Here is an 18,054-nt window from a genome sequence, read left to right on the forward strand (position 1 = left end):
CGGTTTTGAATTTGAGTGAACTATTGGGTTTGGCGGGTTGACCAGCTAGCCCGCCAAACCATTATTTTTTCTTCTTCATTTCCGCATAATACTGGTAGAAATACGGAATGGTCTCAATGCCCTTGTAGTAGTTGAACAAGCCGTAGTGCTCGTTGGGCGAGTGAATGTCGTCAGAGTCGAGGCCAAAACCCATGAGCACTGATTTGGCATCGAGGACTTGGTCGAACATCGCCACGATGGGGATGCTGCCGCCGCCGCGCTGTGGCAGGGGCTTTTTGCCGAAGGCTTGCTCGAGGGCCTTCTCGGAGGCTTTGTATTCCACCGAGTTGGTCGGCACCACCACGGGCCAGCCACCGTGATGGGCGGAGACTTTCACCTTCACCGATTTGGGCGCGAGGCTCTCGAAGTGTTTTTGAAAAAGTTTTTCCATCTTCTTCGGGTCTTGGTTGGGCACGAGGCGCATGGAGATTTTGGCAAAAGCCTTTGAGGGCAACACGGTCTTGGCGCCCTCGCCGATGTAGCCTCCCCAGATGCCGTTCACGTCGAGCGTTGGGCGGATGCCTGTGCGCTCGATGGTGGTGTAGCCTTTTTCGCCCATGAGTTCGGCCACGTTGAGGTCTTTCATGTATTGTTTTTCATCGTAGGGGGCCTCGTTCATCATTTTGCGCTCTTTGGCGCTCACTTTTTGCACGTCGTCGTAGAATCCCTTGACGGTGACGCGGCGCTTGGAGTCGTGGAGCGAGGCAATCATTTGGCACAATACGTTGACGGGATTGGCCACCGCACCGCCGTACACGCCGGAGTGCAAATCCTTGTTGGGGCCTGTCACCTCCACTTCCATGTAGCAAAGGCCGCGCAGGCCTACGGTGAGGCTGGGCGTATCGTTGGCGATGATGCTGGTATCGGAAATGAGCACCACGTCGCAGGCGAGTTTCTTTTTGTTTTCCTTGCAAAATTTTTCCAAGTTCTTCGAGCCGACTTCTTCCTCGCCTTCTATCATAAACTTGACATTGCAGGTCAGGGCGTTGTTTTTCAGCATCATCTCAAATGCCTTGACGTGCATGAAGAACTGACCCTTGTCGTCGCAAGCGCCGCGGGCGAAAATGGCACCCTGCGGGTGGAGCTTGGTTTTTTTCACCACTGGCTCAAACGGCGGGCTGTCCCACAAGTCGAGCGGGTCGGGTGGCTGCACATCGTAGTGGCCATACACAAGCACGGTGGGGGCTTTGGGGTCAATCATTTTTTCGCCATAAACGATGGGGTGGCCAGCGGTCTCGTGGATTTCCACGGTGTCGGCACCGACGCTTCGAAGGTGCTGGGCAGTGGCTTCGGCCATGCGGCGCACATCGTCTTTGTATTTGGGGTCGGCACTTACGGAGGGGATGCGGAGGAGTTCGAGGAGTTCATCGAGGAAGCGTTGTTTATTGGCCTCGAAATATGGTTTGAGCTCTTTCATGGTGGTAATGCTGCGGATTTGGTGGTCCGCCGAATGGTTGGTCGAATGATGAAATGGTTTGCCCTTTGCGGAGGATTTGCCGCAAAAGGCGGGCAAAGTTCCTGAAATTTTGATAAACGAGGGAACGGGATAAAAGAATAACAGATGTTGACAATAATCGCCCTTGCGTTGACTGGTTCGGGCGGATTCGCAATCTTTGCCGCAAAACAAAACAACTTTCTTCCCCATGCGCATTCTATGGCAATACCTCAAGCCCTACAAGTGGTGGGTCGCGCTGACCTTGGCTTTGGCGGGTGTGGCGCAAGTGCTGACTTTGCTCGACCCCGTCATTTTTGGAAAAATCATTGACGAGTATGCCCTAAACCCGGGCGACAAAACGGAGGGCGAACTCGTCCGAGGGGTGTTGTGGTGGCTGGGCGTGGCGGTAGCAGTGGCGCTGCTGGCTCGGCTGTTCAAAACTTTTCAAGAGTTTGTTATGCGCTGGGTGGTGCAAAAATTCGGAGTTCAAATCTACAACGATGGCCTCCGACACACCCTTAGGCTCTCGTTCGAGGAGTTCCAAGAGCAAAGTAGCGGCGAGGTGGTGGCCATGCTTCAAAAAGTGCGGACAGATACCGAGCGGTTTGTCAACTCATTCATCAACATCCTTTTTTCCACGGTCGTGGGAGTGGGTTTCTTGGTCTTTTACGGCATCACGAAGCACTGGTCGTTGATACCGGTTTTTTTGCTGGGGGTGGTGGTGCTGGGTGGCCTCACGGGGTTGCTCAGCGAAAAAATCAAGACGTTGCAACGCTCCATCATGCGCGAGACCCGAAAGATGTCGGGAGCCATCACAGAGTCGTTGCGCAATATCGAATTGGTAAAAAGCCTCGGCTTGACTTTCCCGGAGATACGCCGTTTGCAAGCTTTTACCCAACGCATATTCGACCTCGAAATGGTGAAGGTGCGCAAAGTGCGGACGCTTTCCTTCATGCAAGGCACCATCCTGAGCGTGCTGAGGCAGTCCATTTTGTTCATACTACTTTGGTTGATTTTTCGCCACATACTCACGACGGGCGAACTTATTTCGATGCAGGTGATATTGAACACCATTTTTGGCCCCTTGCAGGATTTGGGGAACATCATTCTCACCTATCGAGAGGCTGAAGGCTCCTTGCTTACATTCGACCAGCTGATGCAAAAACCTGTAGAAACCCGACCGGACGAACCCGTGGACATTGGCGCGTTGGACAGCTTGCGCTTCGACAATGTGGTGTTTCGTTTTCGCAATGCCACCGAAAATGCGATTGACAACATCTCCTTTGAATTTAAAATTGGCGACACGGTCGCTTTTGTCGGGCCGTCCGGCTCCGGCAAATCAACGCTGGTCAAACTGCTGGCCGGGCTTTACGCACCCAATGCCGGCACCATCCTGCTCGACAATGTGCCCACTAAGGATATCCGGCTCAATCAGTTTCGTCGTCAGATTGGTTTTGTCACGCAAGACCCGCAGCTTTTCTCTGGCACTATCCGTGAGAACTTGCTTTTTGTAAAACCAGACGCTACCGACGAAGAAATGCTGACGGCCTTACAAAAGGCATCCGCTCATCAGTTGTTGGCTCGTTCAGGGCAAGGGCTGGACACGGTGGTGGGCGAAAGTGGCGGCAAAATGTCGGGCGGCGAACGCCAGCGAGTCTCTATCGCGCGGGCCTTGGTGCGCAACCCGCGGCTGCTCATTTTCGATGAGGCAACATCTGCGCTCGATTCGCTCACCGAAGAGGAAATCACTGACACCATCAAGCAAATTGCCGAACGCAAAGAGCACATCATCATTATGATAGCGCACCGATTGAGCACTATCATGTATGCCGACGCGATTTATGTGCTCGAAAGGGGGCGTATGGTGGAGCAGGGTACTCACCAAGAATTGGTGGAACAAAAGGGGCTTTACTACGCCATGTGGAGGCAGCAAATTGGCGAGCGGGATAAGCGACAATTCCAATCGCAAGACACGGAGGCGGAAGAACAAGCACGGGAAGACGGCGAGAACTCGTTGGAATTGCAAAATCCAGCAAACATCGTTTGAAAGATGGAAAAGAAACGGGAACTCCGCATCGTGCGCAAGACGTGGGAAACGGCCGACACTGCCACGTTTGCCCTCGAACCGACCGACGGGCATCCGCTCCGATACCTGCCGGGCCAGTATGTGTCGCTTGTTTTTTCGACCCAAACAGGCGAAAAACGCCGCGCTTACTCGTTCAGCACCTGTCCCGGCGTGGATGCGTTGCCTGCCATCACGGTGAAGCGCGTGGTGAATGGGGAGTTTTCCAATTGGCTGCTCCGCTATGCCGAACCGGGCAATGTGCTCACGGCGACCGAGCCACACGGGCGCTTCTTGTTGCCCCCAAAGCAGCCCGACACCATTTTTTATATCGCGGCAGGGAGCGGCATCACGCCAGTGATGAGTCATTTGAAAGCGATTTTGGCTAAGCCTCACGGTGCGAAAATCATTCTTTATTACGCAAATCGCGACAGCCAAAGCACCATTTTCAAACCACAAATTGACCAGTGGATAAAGGATTTTCCCGCACGGTTCAGATGCCTCTATTTTTTTAGCAAGGAAAAAAAAGCGGAAAATGCCCTGCATCGCCACCTGAACAATCAGCTGCTCGAAGAACTCCTTTCGCGGCATTTTGCCGATGGCATCGCGGCCAAACAACTGCGCGGAACTCTTTTTTATCTCTGCGCTCCCAAAGCCATGATGCGAATGGCCGAAATGACCTTGCGCGCCATGAGTTTTCCCGAAAAAAACATTGTCAAAGAAAATTTCGTGGCTGAAACGCGACTCCCCACGCAGGAGCTCGATACTACTCGAACACACCTCATCGTCGCTTCAAATGCGCGAGAACGCATTGAGTTCAAGGCATTTGCGGGAGAAACGATTTTGAACGCCGCCCTACGGCAAGGCATTCCGCTGCCCTACACCTGCAAAAGCGGCGTGTGTTTCACTTGCTTGGCAAAATGCACAAAAGGCGAGGTGGATGTGGCTTTCGTGGATTCGGTGCGTCGCGAGGGGCCGGGCGACATGGTGAACACGTGCATCGGCTACGCGGCCACTGAGCGTGTGGAGCTGTGGTATGAATGAAAGCCTGCATTAGCGATGCCAGCGCAGGGTGTTCACCAACATATCCAAGTCTTTTTTCATGAACTCAATGACCGGGGCAAGCGAGTCGGGGCGGGTTTGCGTGTTGAAGTAAAGTGCGCCACGCAGGAAATTGCTCGTCGAGTCGGTTAAGAAAAACTGGTAGGAAGAGGCCGCCGCGCCCTCCACGTCGAACACCAATCCGAACACGCGGTCATTGGGTCGGCGCACTGGAATCTCGTCAATGTAATTTGCCTTGATATTGTGCTTGTTGGTCATCACAAAGGCATCCGCCACCAGCTCGTCAAAATCCGAGCGGCTGCGGATGGGATTGTAGCTACAGTAAATTTTGGCGTTGAGTTGTTCCACGTCAAGATTGAACCAACATTCGTGTTTGGGTTTTTCGCCGAAAAAACTCGTGTCTTTTTCGATGGTGGCATACGCTGGCATCTCGAAAGTGAAATTGCAGTAGGCCGCCTCAAAAGGTTTATACACTTTTTCGGGATATACGACACGCGGGTAGGCGCGGGGTTTTGGGAAGGGGGTGTGTTCCTCGCAGGAAGGCGCAAGCACTACAAGCACGAACGCGAGCGGAGTGATTTTTTTTGTAAAAAACATAGCTGATTGTCGGGAAAGTGGGCGGCAAAGTTCGCACAAAAACGTCATTGCTGCTTGTTCCACTCGTTCACCCTTTTTTCGTAGCGTTGGCGGCTTACGGGCCATGCGTCCTTATCGAGCGAGCCTTCCAGTTCCTCGTTTAGCCCGCCGAGCAGCTTAGGGAAAAAATCAAGCCCAGTGATACGCTCCACTTCATCAATGGAAACAGCGTAGTCCATCACGGGTCTGGCACTCAATGCGTTGGGCATCACAAAGCCAATGGCCTTGTGCACTTCTGGCGCATAGAGTACCCGGTAGTAGGACGCGGGCACGGTCACTTTGTTGAAGCCAATGGCACCCAATGGTTTTTGTGTCAGCACGGGGCCAGTCACCACATAGAGTCGCTTGAACTTGCGTGCCCAATCGCGCGTACATTCCTCCAACTCGCGCCACACGCCACCGTTGAAGGTGCGCACTTGTGGGCTGATATTGCTCATCAGAAACGTAGCATCAATGGCCGCCGCATCGAAGGCCATGTCGGCAGCTGGCACGAGATGGCCCCGGTCGTAACCGCTGCCGCTGTAATCACGCGGTGTGGCGCTTTCTGTGCGCACTGCGGGGTCGGGGCGGAAGGTGTTGGGGCGGGCCGCCCAATTTTGGTTCAGTCGCTCGCGAGTGAGTTCGTAGGCCACCCACTCGGCCTGTTCGTGGTCTTCGTGGTAAGAGAGCGCGAAGTATTCGTGGCGCACCACAACGCCTGTGGTGGAGTGGGGCAGGATGTTGTCGGGGACCTTTGTTGGATTGGGCGTGCCTGATGCAGGGGCATTCTGGCTGCTTTGAGGGATTTCGGTGGTGGGGACACTACTGGGCAGCTCAGGTGTCTTTTTGCCACCAAATTGGTTGAACACCCAAAAAGCCACGCCCGCCAATAGAGCGAATAAACCAGTTTTAAACAAAAAGCCTCCCGAGTCGGAGGATGTGTTGTGACGTGCCATTCAAAAAGATTTGTTGGGGCAAACATAAACTTTTTGTTTTTAAGAGGGCGGAATAAAATCGCTATTCTGAAAATCTTTGGTGCCTCATTTGCAAAAACAATTTTGCGATTTACCTTTGCACCCGCTTTTCGAGGCGCGATAGCTCAGCTGGTTAGAGCGTGCGATTCATAATCGCAAGGTCGGGAGTTCAAGTCTCCCTCGCGCTACCGGGTCGGACGCGGGTTTCCCTGAGGGGGTATCCGCGTTTTTTTTTTCGCAGGGTTGGAGCGTCTAAGTTTTTACAAAAACAACACAGAGGCACAAAGGCACAGGGTTCTGATTTGTAATAAACTATGCTCTGAGAAGTGTGATGCAAAAGAAAGCGTCCTTATCCTTAAAGGTATGGGACATTTTAGAGGCACTCTCTCTTGGGCTTATCGCTCAAATCTTCTTGCATAGGATTGGTCTCGGAAAAAAGCGCCCGCCAACAACCCGAACACAAAACCGCCTATGTGTGCCCACCAAGCGATTCCGCCACCACCTTCCAACTCTAAGCCGATGCTGCCAATGCCCGACAAGGCCTGCTGCACAAACCACAAGCCCAAAAATACCCAAGATGGCACATAGAAAACGATAAAGAAGAGCAGGAAAAGCATTTTGACGCGTGAGCCGGGAAACATGACGACATAAGCTCCCATTACTGCCGCAATGGCACCACTCGCGCCCACCATCGGAATGCCGCTTTGTGGGTCGAAGGCCACTTGTGCCAACGCTGCCAACAAGCCCCCGGCCAGATAAAATATCAGGAAGCGGATATTGCCCACCACCGCCTCGATGTTGTCGGCAAAAATCCAGAGGTAAAGCATATTGCCAAGCAGATGAAGCCAACTCCCGTGCAGAAATATGCTTGTCAGCAAGGTCTGTAGCTCGATGCCTTGTGTTATTTGGAAGGGCACGACACCCCACGTCTCCACGAACGCGGCCTGAGTACCGCTCGGCATGGAGGTTTGGAATAAAAACACCAATACATTTAGCAGGATGAATCCATAGCTGAAAATGGGTGCGTAGCCCCCCTTGATGTTGTCGTCGCCGATGGGAAAAAGCATGGTGTGGTTCTGAGTTTTGCCCGCATTGAGGCATAGTGCCGAGCGTGTTTCGCACCGCAAGATAGGTCTATGAAGGGAATTTCCGAATCATCTTTTTCACTCCCGCCTCGATTTCGGCGTATGGAAGTGCTTCTTTGGCAATATACACCAACATCAATGAAACACGGCGGCCCGCCAGTTTTTCATACAATCCCGCCTTGTGCAAGCGGTATGCCTCGCGGATTTGACGCTTGATGCGGTTGCGAGCGACGGCGGTTTTGAATGCGCGTTTGGGCACGGATATGGCGATTTGTGCTGCCCCGTCTCTCTCTGCCAATGGGGTAGGGGGGGCTTCCCCCGTCATGGGGGCATCCAACCAGAGTACTCGCAATGGATAGGCTACGAACGAATTGTCTTTGCCGAGCGCGAACAGCTGGGCAATCGTTTTGCGGCTTTTGAGCCTTTCATGTTTGGAAAAAGTGGGCATTGCAGGGGGCAAAAGTAACATTCGATGTCACTACTGCCACAAAAGAAACCCGTTCTGCGGCGGCGGCCACAGAACGGGCAAATATCTTTCGTAACCATTGAGGTGGTGAAGGCGGTAGGCCAAGTGCTTATTTCAGGCGGCGCTCGTCCGACACGCTAAGCTTGTAACGGCCTTGCTTGCGGCGACGCGAAATCAATTTGCGGCCATTCTTCGTTGACATACGCTCGCGGAAGCCGTGTTTGTTCTTACGGGCGCGGCGGGATGGTTGGTAAGTGCGTTTCATCGCTTATCGAAAAAGTAATTGAGTGCTGCTATTCAAAAATCGGAGCGCAAAGGTAAGGCTACTTTCCAAAAATCAAATAGAGGTGTTCAGATTTTTGGGAATGTCTTTAAAAAATGCCCGGCTCGCCCCTCAAGCATCCTGCTGCAACCGCTATTTTTGTCTCCTATTCAAAAATGTGCAGGATTGCATGAGGATGAAAATTGGCTGCAAGCGGACATTTCATCCGGTTAATGTTCTTTTAAACCCCAACTATGTAGGCAGCGACACGTTTATTCGCTGTTTCTTTGCAAGCCGATTGATTGAGATGGTTAGATATTGGCGAGTGAGGCATTCCCAACTTTTTTGAATTTCTTAATTTTATCAAAAAAATATGCGCAACGGTCTTTTTACTTCCCTGTTTGCACTGTTTTCGATTTTGTCTTCGGCAATTCTTCACGCCCAAAACCCCGTGAAATGGTCTTTCACCACAAAGGATGCGGGCAACTGCCAAGTAGATTTGATTTTGACTGGCACGATAGACGAGGGTTGGTACACCTACTCGCAATTTCTTGAGAGCGAGGATGGGCCAGTGGCAACCACTATCACCTTCGATGCCCAGTCGCATTTCAAACTTGTCGGCAAGGCGAAGGAAGGCGGTGAGATAATCAAGACCTTCGACAAGGTGTTTGAGATGAATCTGACCAAATTCAAGCACAAAGCTATTCTCACCCAGCGTGTGGAGGTAAAAGACCCATCCAAGCCAATTGTGGGTTACATCACGTTCATGGTCTGCAACGACGAGATGTGTCTGCCTCCGAAAGATGTGGATTTCACTTTTAGCATCGGCGCTTTGGCTAATTGCGGCGCGGCTTCGGGCAAGGAAGACAAAAGCCCGTTGCCAGATGCCTCGCCTCAAGGGCAAGGGAATGTGTCGCCAGTGAAAGAAGATTCGGCAAGCGCGGCTCACATCGCGGATGCCAACATTCCTGCCGAATATCGGGACCTGACGCCTCCCAACGACCCCAACTTCAAAGGTTTCTTTTTCTCCAAGCGCCCGGAAATCAACGCGGCGCAGTTCGTCGGAAGTTGCGGCGACATGAGCGGTAGTAGCGACGGTTCCTCGCTTATGTCTATCTTTTTGCTTTGTTTTTTGGGCGGACTCATCGCGCTGCTCACGCCTTGCGTGTTTCCGATGATTCCGATGACGGTGAGTTTTTTCGTGAAACGCTCGAAGGACCGCAGCGCGGGTATCCGCAATGCTTTTATTTATGCGGGAAGTATTGTGCTGATTTTTCTGGCGTTGGGCACCGCTGTGACAGCGGCTCTTGGCCCGACGGCGCTCAACGAGATGAGCACCAATATATGGTTCAACCTTGTGGTGTTCGTGTTGCTCGTGGTGTTTGCGTTTTCGTTTTTTGGTTTTTATGAAATTTCGTTGCCCTCTTCATGGGTGAACAAGAGCGACCGCATGGCTGACAAAGGCGGCTTGGTCGGCACTTTTTTCATGGCTTTCACGCTGGTATTGGTCTCGTTCTCTTGTACCGGCCCTATTGTGGGCACATTGTTGGTGGAGGCTGCCCGCACCAATGCTGGCGCGGCGTTGTTTGGCTTTATCCCCATGAAGCCGACTGTTGGCATGCTGGGATTTGGCTTGGGGTTGGCGCTGCCGTTTGGCTTGTTTGCCATGTTCCCTGGCTGGCTCAATACTCTGCCGAAATCGGGTGGCTGGATGGACAATTTGAAAATCACGCTGGGGCTTGTCGAATTGGCATTGGCTTTCAAGTTTCTCAGCACGGCCGATATGGTGAAGCAGTGGGGCATACTGCGCTTCGAAACATTTATGGCGCTGTGGTTCCTGCTCGCGTTGGCATTGGCGCTCTACCAATTCGGCCTCATCCCGTGGAAAGGCAACAAAGGACGGCCGGGTGTGGGGCGCTTGGCGTTGGGGCTGAGTTCGCTGGCGTTTGCCTTGTATGTCGGTTGGGGTTTGATGGAGCACAAGTCTTTGTCGCTGCTCAGCGGTCTGGCGCCTCCGGTGCATTACAGTTACAAATACGAAAGTGAAAAAGGGGACAAACATCACGGCCCGGGCTGTCCGCAGGGGCTGGATTGTTTCCACGATTTTGATGAAGGATTGGCGGAGGCCAAACGCCTGAACAAGCCTTTGTTTATTGACTTCACGGGGCACGGCTGTGTCAATTGTCGCAAAATGGAAGAAACCGTTTGGCCGCTTCCGGGCATCATAGACCATTTGCGCAACAACTATGTGGTTGTTTCTCTCTATGTGGACGAAAAAGTGCGGCTTTTCCCCGACAATAATTTCGCCTATCTGCTCGACCCCAAAACGGGGGAGAAGCTTCGCACGGTCGGCAGCAAGTGGAGCGCCTTTCAGGTCAACAACTTCGACGTGAGCGCACAGCCATACTATGTGCTTATGCACAATGACGGCAAGACACTGCTGAACCGACCGACGGATTATACCAACGGCAACGACCCTGTTGCCTACAAGGCGTTCCTCGATTGTGGCATGGCGGCCTTTCAGCAAATGAAGGAAAAAGAGGGGAAAGAACTGATAGGAGCGAATTGACAAGTCCCTATTCGGGTGATTTGGGCAGTTTCCTGTTTTTCTCCACGAATTCTCTCGATGCCTCCGAAAGCGTGTCGAGCTGCAGTTCGACGTTGCTCAAAATGTCGAGCAGGCAGTTAATGCGGGCTTCAGTGTCGAAAAACTTGTTTACCACCGCGATTCGGCGGTTTTCCACGATGCAGTACCCGCTCTGAAAATTGCCTTTTTCGTAGCGAACGGCGTAGTCAAGTTCGTCGAAGATGCCTTCGAGTTTCTTCAATGTGGTTTGCGTGTAGCGCATCGTTGTTTGTTGTTTGTTGTTTGTTGTTCGTTGCTGGTTGTTTGTTGTTCGTTGTATTTTCAGCTGACTGTTCGCCTGCGCCGGTGAGGACGGGGCTTGTATGGGCAGAATTGTTTGTAGTTTTGAGTTTTTTGCCAGCGAACGCCTACTTTTCGGCGCAAAAGTATCCAAAATCTGACATCATGCGAATCAACATACATCTCTTTGCATCGTTTGCGGCGGTGCTGTTTTTATTGCCCAATATGGCGCAAAGCCAACGCACACAGCGGTTTAAGGCTGGCATTATCGCTGGTCTGACAGCTTCTCAAATTGATGGGGACCTGTCGGCAGGCTATCACAAGCTTGGTTTGCAGGCGGGTCTGCGAGGTATCGCGGTGCTGCAGCCCAAACAACAAGCGAGTGTGGAAATTCTTTACACGCAGCGCGGTTGCCGCCACGAGCCACAGTCTTTCCCACAATTCAGCACTACTCTGAATTACATAGAAGTGCCGCTTCAATGGCACTATAGCGAATGGCTCGCAGAGGGTGCCGACGCTTCCGACAATTATTATCGCTTCCAGCTGGGCGCGGGCATATTATATGGCCGGTTGCTCAGCTACAACGACAAGTTTGAGGATGGCAACGGCATCACCGAGGCGCTGCCCGACTTGAACAAGAACAGTCTCTCCGCCATGCTTGGCCTCACATTTTATGCCTCCAAAAACTTGGGATTTACCTTCCGATGGCACCGCGCTGTCAACCGTCTTTATTCCCCGAAAGATAGCGGCGGCTATGCCAGCTCTTTGCACGAGCACTTTTTGGCATTTCAGACGATGTATGTGTTTTGAGCAGGGCGTGTTCGATTATCTGAACAGGAGGGTGCACTTCAAATTGTCGCATATAAATCGGAACGCTGTTCCGATATTGCCGGAACAGCGTCCCGGCGTACAAGAGCGGCAATTTGAAATGCACCCGGACAGGATTTGCGCGAATGATTGGTTGAAGTAAAGTGTTGAAAATGCGTGCTCTTCAGGCAGTGGTTTGAAATCACCGCCTAAATAAATGCTTGGGGATACTCCTATCTCAGGATGGGAGCAAGTCGCATGAAAATCCGTGAATCCTGCTTAGAACCTTCCTTCTAAAAAAGCCTGTACGTCCTTAACGGTTTGCACGGGGGTTTCCTCTTGCGGCCAATGACCTGTGTGCGAATAAATGCGCAGCAAGGAGCCTTTGATGTGACGATGGAACTCGTAGGCAAATTCTGGCGACAATCGGGCGTCCTCAGCCCCCCAGAGGATAAGCGTGGGTGTGGAGATGCGCTCCACGATGTCAACTGGCGGGCGATTTTCACTCACCGACGCGCGGTCTATGAAAGCTTGGCGGTTGCCTCTTCGGAGCAAGAGCTCGAAGTGCCGTTGCAACAACGGCTCCGTCACGAGCGCATCGTCGGCAAATACTTCCTGCAACATGATACGGATGAAAGCACGCGGCGTGATTTTGAGCATGATACCGTTGAGCACGGGTGTGCGGGCCAGCCACACAATCCACGGGGTACTTTTTGGCTCAAAGCCGGGCGCGTCCAATAGGATAAGTTTGCTCAGTCGTTCTGGATGGTCGGCTGCATAAAACCACGCAATCTGAGCACCCAGGCCATTCCCTACCAGACAGAATTTTTTCAAATCCAATTTTACTACCAGGCTATCGAGAAAACTCGCGTAGGCAAAAGCACTGTAACTGCCTCTTGGATGAGGGCCAGTCAGACCGAAGCCCGGCAAATCCACACTGACAACCATATATTTGCGGGAGAGCGAGTCCGTCCAGCCTGCCCAGGTGTGAAGCGAGCTTTGCGCGTCGTGAAGCAACAAAACTGGCTCTCCCTTGCCGCTGACGCGGCAATGCACATCCATGCCATCCACACTGATGAAGCGCGAGTCGGGGAAGGCGTGCTTGCGCACCAACTGCTGCTGCGGAACGTCATTGTGCCAATTGCGGTAAATCCAAGTCAGCAAAAAAAGATAAATCGCCCAACGAATCAGGCGCGAAATGCTGAAGCGACGCAGCCATTTCTTGGCGGTGGCGATGCGTTTGACAGACCTTTGCCGACTTGTTGAGGCGTTTTTTTCTGAATTGTCCTCCATTCCACAGAGGGTTTTCTCTCCTTGGCGCAAACCTACTTGAATTTGTCCATACGCGCCGAGGCGAAATAAGAGCGTGCCGTCTTTGTGCAGAGACTGTCATTTTTCATTTAGGGATGGGGCACCATATCTTTGTTGTCAAGGATGGATGCCCTCAACACTTTCTGCCAAACAGCGAAAAATTATGAAACGCACCTTTTCTGTTCTGTTTCTCCTTGCGGCCATTGCCTGCTCAAACCCTGCCCCCGAAAAAAACTCTTCTCCCTTCGGCGGCGGCAAATGGATTGACCTTACTTATTCCTTCGACGAAACAACCATCTATTGGCCGACTGCCGAGACTTTCCGTTTGGACACGGTATTTGAGGGCATGACTGACAGCGGGTTTTATTATGCCGCTTTTCAGTACTGCGCTGCCGAACACGGAGGCACCCACTTGGACGCGCCAGTGCATTTTGCGGAAGGCAAACTGCCTATGGACCAAATTCCATTGGAGCAGCTCATGGGCGATGCGGTCGTTGTGGACGTGTCGGCGCAAGCTTCCGCGAACCCCAATTATCAAGTATCGGCGGAGGATTTTATGGCTTGGGAACGCGCCAATGGGCCGCTGCCAAAAGATGCTATTGTGTTGCTGCGAACGGGTTTTGGCAAATTCTGGCCCGACCGCGAACGCTACATGGGCACGGCTGAACGCGGCGCGGAGGCTGTCGCCAAACTGCATTTTCCCGGCTTGCACCCCGACGCGGCACGCTGGCTGCTTGCCGAACGCACTATCAAGGCCATCGGGCTTGATACGCCAAGTATTGACTACGGGCAGTCCACGCTTTTCGAGAGCCATCGGATTTTGTTTGAAAAAAACATCCCAGCCTTTGAGAATCTTGCAAATCTCGACCAATTGCCCTTAAAAGGCATTTGGGTCATCGCCTTGCCAATGAAAATAAAAGGTGGAAGCGGCGGGCCGCTGCGCATTGTGGCGAGAGTGGGGGGCTGACCGTTTCGTTAACACGCTCAAAGGAATAATGCGAATGAGGGGTTGACAATTTTGGCGCTTGATATTCAGCTTCTTATTCAGGCGGCGATTCCAAATCGCCGCCTGAATAGCACACGTTTTCAACACTTTACTTCACTCCCTCTTTCGCCTGAATGACTTATTTCGTAAACTTTGCTCCATCCACAAAAACTAACGCAACACGGTCACGTCTCCTTCTGCACGGTATTTTCGTCGCTTGCCGAACAACTCGCCGACCCATTCCAAATGCCAGGCGTACACCCCCGGCGCACACGCACGCCCTCTACAAGAGCCATCCCAACTGCTCGACGGGTCGTTGGCAACAAAGACAAGATTGCCCCAACGGTCGAAGATTTCCAAGTTATATTCGAACCAAACGCAAGGTAGGAAAATGCGCCATTCCGCATTGAGGCCGTCACTGTTGGGCGCAAATACATTGGGTGCGTAGAAAGGGCAGTTTTGGCAAGTATAAAACGCCACGCGAACACTGTCGCTAAAAATGCAGTGTTGTGTGCGGCCGGTAAGCGAATAAGTGCCGGGAGTGGTCACCTCCCATTCGCTGCCTCGAGTGCCGTCCCCCCATTGCCAGTCGGTCAGGCTGGGCGGGACGAGCAGCGACACCGTGTCGCCGAAGCAGACAGTGGTGTCGGCACGCAGTTCAAATGGCTGCTCAATCGTCACCAACACATAAGCCGTGTCGCTGTGACATTCACCTGTTTTTTGAAAAAAATAGGCGTACAAACCAGCGGCATCCCTCGTCGCGTCAAAAAAATTGGTGCCAGAGCTCAGTGTTGGCGACCATTTCCCGCCCTTGTCCGGATTGCCTTTTAGCACGCTGTGCATATCAAAAGGCAGACTGCCAGCACACACTACCGTATCTGCATCAAGCCCCGCATCCAATGGCGGGAAGATGGGCAGGTAAGCATACCGGGTCGCAACTTGACCGCACTCCGTGAAGACCCTGAACTCTATGATTCGCTCACCCCGCAAAGGGGCAGGGGAGAGGTCGTTGTAGTGCATGAGTTGAATGGCCAGCACAAAATCAGATGGGGTGGCATCCCCCGCGTTTTTCAGAACGATACTGTGCAGATTGGTCATTTCAATATCGAGGTTGGCAGGGAAGGCATCCAATTCGAGCACTTCGTCGCTGCTCGCATACAGGATTTTCACCACGACGGAGTCAATGGGTTTTTCCGAAAAAAGCAAAGCATCCGCATCTGCGACGCTGCCGAAAGGATAGCAAAGCGTGTCCGCCCGAAAGTCTCCATTCATGGCGCCGGAGCTATCATCCCCGTCAAGGTCGAAGCCAAAATCGCTTTCCAGCACCACATTGTCGAGGCCGCCAAAATCAGCCAGCGGGCGGTACTCACCCCGAATGCGCCAGCCAGCAATGTCGCTAAGCACTGCGCGGAACTGTGCTTCTGTCGGTACGGGGCCATTGAGGGCTGCGAGTCGCCAGCCCGCATCCTCGCGCAGAAGGATGTCGTAGTGCGTCCAAGACAATTTGGGGTTTGAGGCATTGTCGTACACAAGCGTAAGCCCTCCTCCAAAAAGCACCACATCAGGGAGGCTGTTGCTTTTGTCTTCGTTGGTAGTGTCGCTCACAAATTGGTCGTAGCGCAGATGCTTCCCATAGGCATCGCATTTGTTGCCCCTGAATTTGGGAGGTGCCACAAAATGCCAAGTGCCGCCCACAGATTGGTCAGTGACGCGGATGTGGCCGCCGGGATTGCCCCCCGTGGGCATCCAAGTCGCGTCGGGGCTGGTGGCATCGCCGGAGGTCGTCCATCCTTCGTTGCCGTTGTCGAAAGTGCTGATTTGGCCGATGGCAAACTGGGATAGCAGAAGGGGCAAGAGGACTAAAATTCGCATGAAGGCATCCTTGTGTGTTTCGTTTCACTGGCGAACTGCCACAGTCATTTGGAAGAATCCTGACAAACCAAGATGAAAAAAAATGGTCCAGTTGGGGGTGGTATTGCAAACCGAAAGGTAGGTGCATGGGAGGCGAAAATCAAAAGGCAAAAATCAGGTTATCAACATTCTGGGCAAAAAACTGCCCAAAGGGTGTTGGTGAAAATTATTCGCACAATTGGGAGAAAAACAAAATGCAATTCTATTTTTGCCGCTCCACAAGCGATGAAAACAAGTCACTGAACCTCGTTCTAATCTTACACACAACGTGAAATCAGACAGCAATTGGCTACAGCGTCAGCTGTGGCGTGTGAAAAGGCTTCGCCTGAAAAAAGGCCCTATTTTCGTCGTTTTGGCCGCTATTTCGGCAGTTGTTTTGGCCGCGACTCTCCAACTTTCCTCTACTCGTCAGGCAGCGGCCCTCGTTTATTCCGAACCTGCGCTCGATGCGCTTCCCGTAGTGCCGGAAAATATTCGATGGGGATTTGCCATTGACAAGTTTCATCTTTCGGATGTCGAGCTCAAATCGGGCGACGTGCTCGGAGAAATCCTGCTGAAACAAGGCTTGACCTACCCGCAGGTGCATCAAATCGTGCAAAACTGCAAGGGGACATTCAACATCAACTCCATGCGCAAAGGGCGCAAACTGCACTTCATCGCGTCCCAAGAAGGCGAATCGCCCAGCCACCTGATTTATGAGCCATCCCCTTACGAGTACGTCATCTTCAACCTACGCGAGCCATTCGAGGTGCAATTGGTCAAGCGTGCCGTCAAGATTGACACGGTGGCAGCATCAGGCGTGTTGGAAACGAGTTTTTGGCAAGCCCTCATGGACAACGGTCTCAACGACGCATTGGCCGATGGCATGATTGACGTGCTGTCCTCCTCCGTGGATTTTTACCGCCAGAAAAAAGGCGACCGCTTCAAGGTAGTGTATGAACAACACATCGTGGAAGGCGAGCCAGTCGGCACGGGCAAAATCATAGCCGCCATGTATGAGCGTGAAGACAAGCAATTCTATGCCTTCCGCTTTGAGAAAGAGGGAGAGAAAGCCAATTACTTCGATTTTGAAGGACGGCCTGCCCGCAAAGCATTTCTCAAATCACCCCTGAAATACTCCCGCATCACCAGCCGCTACAATTTGCGTCGGCTGCACCCCATACTCGGATACCACAAAGCACACCTCGGCACCGACTATGCCGCGCCACACGGCACCCCCATCATGGCAGTGGCCGACGGCACGGTGTTGGAGGCCACACGTCGGGGAGGCAACGGGCTGTTCGTCAAAATCCGTCACGACGGCATTTATCAGACCCAATACCTGCACATGAGCGGTTTTGCCAAAGGCATTCGCCCGGGCGCACGAGTGGTGCAAGGCCAAACCATCGGCTATGTAGGCTCCACCGGGCTGGCCACAGGCCCCCACGTTTGTTTCCGTTTTTGGAAAAATGGCCGCGAAGTGGACCATTTGCGCCTCAACCTGCCTCAACCCGAACCTATCAAAGGCGCTGCGTTGGAAGCATTCAACATCGTGCGCGATGAACTGCTGCAACTGCTGGAAAAGGTCGAGTACCGCACGTTCCATGAACAGGCCGTGCGCGACGGGGAAACAGAGGAAGAAATGATGAAAACGGAACCGTGAGAAGCATTCTATGCCTCGCCCTGTTGACGGCGCGAAGTATGGCAAGCCATCCCGTTCCGGGAACGTACAGCATCGGCTGCTCCATCAAAACGGGGTAGCCGATGTTGCTTTGTACCCTATTTGCCCGTATTTGGAAAAAATTGCTAAACAAGTACCTTTGTGGAGTCAAATTCAAACCTTTCGTTCACTCCATTTGTAGTCATCATGCCTGAAAACAACCCGCCAAACCAATCCGGGCAACCAGAATCTACATTTGAACGCCTGAAAAAAAAGATTTTTAGCGTCAACGTCACTTTGGGGGAATTCTTTTTGCTGATTTCTTTTCTCGTGGGTGTCATCGTGACCCTCACGCTCACCTATCGCAACATGGAAGCCAAAGTGCAAAAAATCGAACAGGAAATCGAGAAGCAATCGAAGGAATACAAGTTGGCAACCGAGAGTATGCAGCAACTTTTGGGACAATTTGACAAACGGCTCGACCAAGTTCAAAACGACATCAACCTGCTGAAAAAATAAGTTTCTCAAACTAAGA

17 protein-coding genes and 1 tRNA gene are annotated in these 18,054 nt (G+C 52.4%); 9 read left to right on the forward strand and 9 right to left on the reverse strand.

The window, feature by feature from the left end; all coding sequences use genetic code 11:
* Positions 1 to 61 precede the first annotated feature (61 nt).
* The gene (locus KIS77_02235; protein ID MCW5921134.1) at positions 62 to 1,456 is read right to left on the reverse strand and encodes a dipeptidase; all 1,395 of its coding nucleotides are present in this window, start codon (positions 1,454 to 1,456) and stop codon (positions 62 to 64) included.
* Between the two features lie 226 nt (positions 1,457 to 1,682).
* On the opposite strand from KIS77_02235, the gene KIS77_02240 reads away from it, so the two are divergent.
* Positions 1,683 to 3,521, forward strand: a complete 1,839-nt coding sequence (locus KIS77_02240) for an ABC transporter ATP-binding protein (protein MCW5921135.1) — start codon at positions 1,683 to 1,685, stop codon at positions 3,519 to 3,521.
* A gap of 3 nt (positions 3,522 to 3,524) precedes the next feature.
* On the forward strand, positions 3,525 to 4,580 hold the full coding sequence (locus KIS77_02245; protein ID MCW5921136.1) for an iron-sulfur cluster-binding domain-containing protein: 1,056 nt from the start codon (positions 3,525 to 3,527) through the stop codon (positions 4,578 to 4,580).
* A gap of 9 nt (positions 4,581 to 4,589) precedes the next feature.
* On the opposite strand, the gene KIS77_02250 is transcribed toward KIS77_02245, so the two are convergent.
* Positions 4,590 to 5,195 (reverse strand): hypothetical protein, encoded by a 606-nt coding sequence (locus KIS77_02250; protein ID MCW5921137.1) that lies wholly within the window; start codon positions 5,193 to 5,195, stop codon positions 4,590 to 4,592.
* Between the two features lie 44 nt (positions 5,196 to 5,239).
* Positions 5,240 to 6,169 carry a DNA/RNA non-specific endonuclease gene (locus KIS77_02255; protein MCW5921138.1) on the reverse strand — a complete coding sequence of 310 codons (930 nt, stop codon included), beginning with the start codon at positions 6,167 to 6,169 and terminating at the stop codon, positions 5,240 to 5,242.
* 132 nt (positions 6,170 to 6,301) lie between these two features.
* On the opposite strand from KIS77_02255, the gene KIS77_02260 reads away from it, so the two are divergent.
* A tRNA-Met gene (locus KIS77_02260) sits at positions 6,302 to 6,375 on the forward strand.
* Positions 6,376 to 6,582: 207 nt separating this feature from the next.
* Here the strand turns inward: KIS77_02260 and KIS77_02265 are convergent.
* From KIS77_02265 to rpmH, 3 genes are all read right to left on the reverse strand, one after another.
* The gene (locus tag KIS77_02265) at positions 6,583 to 7,254 is read right to left on the reverse strand and encodes a rhomboid family intramembrane serine protease (GenBank protein ID MCW5921139.1); all 672 of its coding nucleotides are present in this window, start codon (positions 7,252 to 7,254) and stop codon (positions 6,583 to 6,585) included.
* A 67-nt stretch (positions 7,255 to 7,321) separates the two neighbouring features.
* Complete coding sequence (gene rnpA, locus KIS77_02270; protein ID MCW5921140.1) at positions 7,322 to 7,720, reverse strand: ribonuclease P protein component; 399 nt, start codon at positions 7,718 to 7,720, stop codon at positions 7,322 to 7,324.
* Between the two features lie 127 nt (positions 7,721 to 7,847).
* Positions 7,848 to 8,003: a 50S ribosomal protein L34 gene (gene rpmH, locus KIS77_02275; GenBank protein ID MCW5921141.1), complete on the reverse strand. Its 156-nt coding sequence runs from the start codon at positions 8,001 to 8,003 to the stop codon at positions 7,848 to 7,850.
* Positions 8,004 to 8,373: 370 nt separating this feature from the next.
* On the opposite strand from rpmH, the gene KIS77_02280 reads away from it, so the two are divergent.
* Complete coding sequence (locus KIS77_02280; protein MCW5921142.1) at positions 8,374 to 10,569, forward strand: thioredoxin family protein; 2,196 nt, start codon at positions 8,374 to 8,376, stop codon at positions 10,567 to 10,569.
* 7 nt (positions 10,570 to 10,576) lie between these two features.
* Here KIS77_02280 and KIS77_02285 read toward each other — a convergent pair whose 3' ends face one another.
* Positions 10,577 to 10,849, reverse strand: coding sequence for a hypothetical protein (locus tag KIS77_02285; protein ID MCW5921143.1), 273 nt, complete (start codon positions 10,847 to 10,849; stop codon positions 10,577 to 10,579).
* A gap of 182 nt (positions 10,850 to 11,031) precedes the next feature.
* Between KIS77_02285 and KIS77_02290 the strand changes: the two genes are divergently transcribed.
* Positions 11,032 to 11,676, forward strand: a complete 645-nt coding sequence (locus KIS77_02290; GenBank protein ID MCW5921144.1) for an outer membrane beta-barrel protein — start codon at positions 11,032 to 11,034, stop codon at positions 11,674 to 11,676.
* Between the two features lie 276 nt (positions 11,677 to 11,952).
* On the opposite strand, the gene KIS77_02295 is transcribed toward KIS77_02290, so the two are convergent.
* The gene (locus KIS77_02295) at positions 11,953 to 12,966 is read right to left on the reverse strand and encodes an alpha/beta hydrolase (GenBank protein MCW5921145.1); all 1,014 of its coding nucleotides are present in this window, start codon (positions 12,964 to 12,966) and stop codon (positions 11,953 to 11,955) included.
* 181 nt (positions 12,967 to 13,147) lie between these two features.
* Between KIS77_02295 and KIS77_02300 the strand changes: the two genes are divergently transcribed.
* Positions 13,148 to 13,951 (forward strand): cyclase family protein, encoded by an 804-nt coding sequence (locus KIS77_02300; protein ID MCW5921146.1) that lies wholly within the window; start codon positions 13,148 to 13,150, stop codon positions 13,949 to 13,951.
* 189 nt (positions 13,952 to 14,140) lie between these two features.
* Here the strand turns inward: KIS77_02300 and KIS77_02305 are convergent, their stop codons facing one another.
* Complete coding sequence (locus KIS77_02305; GenBank protein MCW5921147.1) at positions 14,141 to 15,841, reverse strand: gliding motility-associated C-terminal domain-containing protein; 1,701 nt, start codon at positions 15,839 to 15,841, stop codon at positions 14,141 to 14,143.
* A gap of 72 nt (positions 15,842 to 15,913) precedes the next feature.
* On the opposite strand from KIS77_02305, the gene KIS77_02310 reads away from it, so the two are divergent.
* The 3 genes from KIS77_02310 (at position 15,914) to KIS77_02320 (ending at position 18,038) form a co-directional block, all read left to right on the forward strand.
* Positions 15,914 to 16,123, forward strand: a complete 210-nt coding sequence (locus KIS77_02310; protein ID MCW5921148.1) for a hypothetical protein — start codon at positions 15,914 to 15,916, stop codon at positions 16,121 to 16,123.
* Positions 16,124 to 16,148: 25 nt separating this feature from the next.
* Complete coding sequence (locus KIS77_02315; protein ID MCW5921149.1) at positions 16,149 to 17,522, forward strand: peptidoglycan DD-metalloendopeptidase family protein; 1,374 nt, start codon at positions 16,149 to 16,151, stop codon at positions 17,520 to 17,522.
* Between the two features lie 159 nt (positions 17,523 to 17,681).
* Positions 17,682 to 18,038, forward strand: coding sequence for a hypothetical protein (locus KIS77_02320; protein ID MCW5921150.1), 357 nt, complete (start codon positions 17,682 to 17,684; stop codon positions 18,036 to 18,038).
* The last annotated feature ends 16 nt before the right edge of the window (positions 18,039 to 18,054 follow it).

This window comes from Saprospiraceae bacterium, from assembly GCA_026129545.1.
Taxonomy (GTDB): Bacteria; Bacteroidota; Bacteroidia; order Chitinophagales; family Saprospiraceae; genus M3007.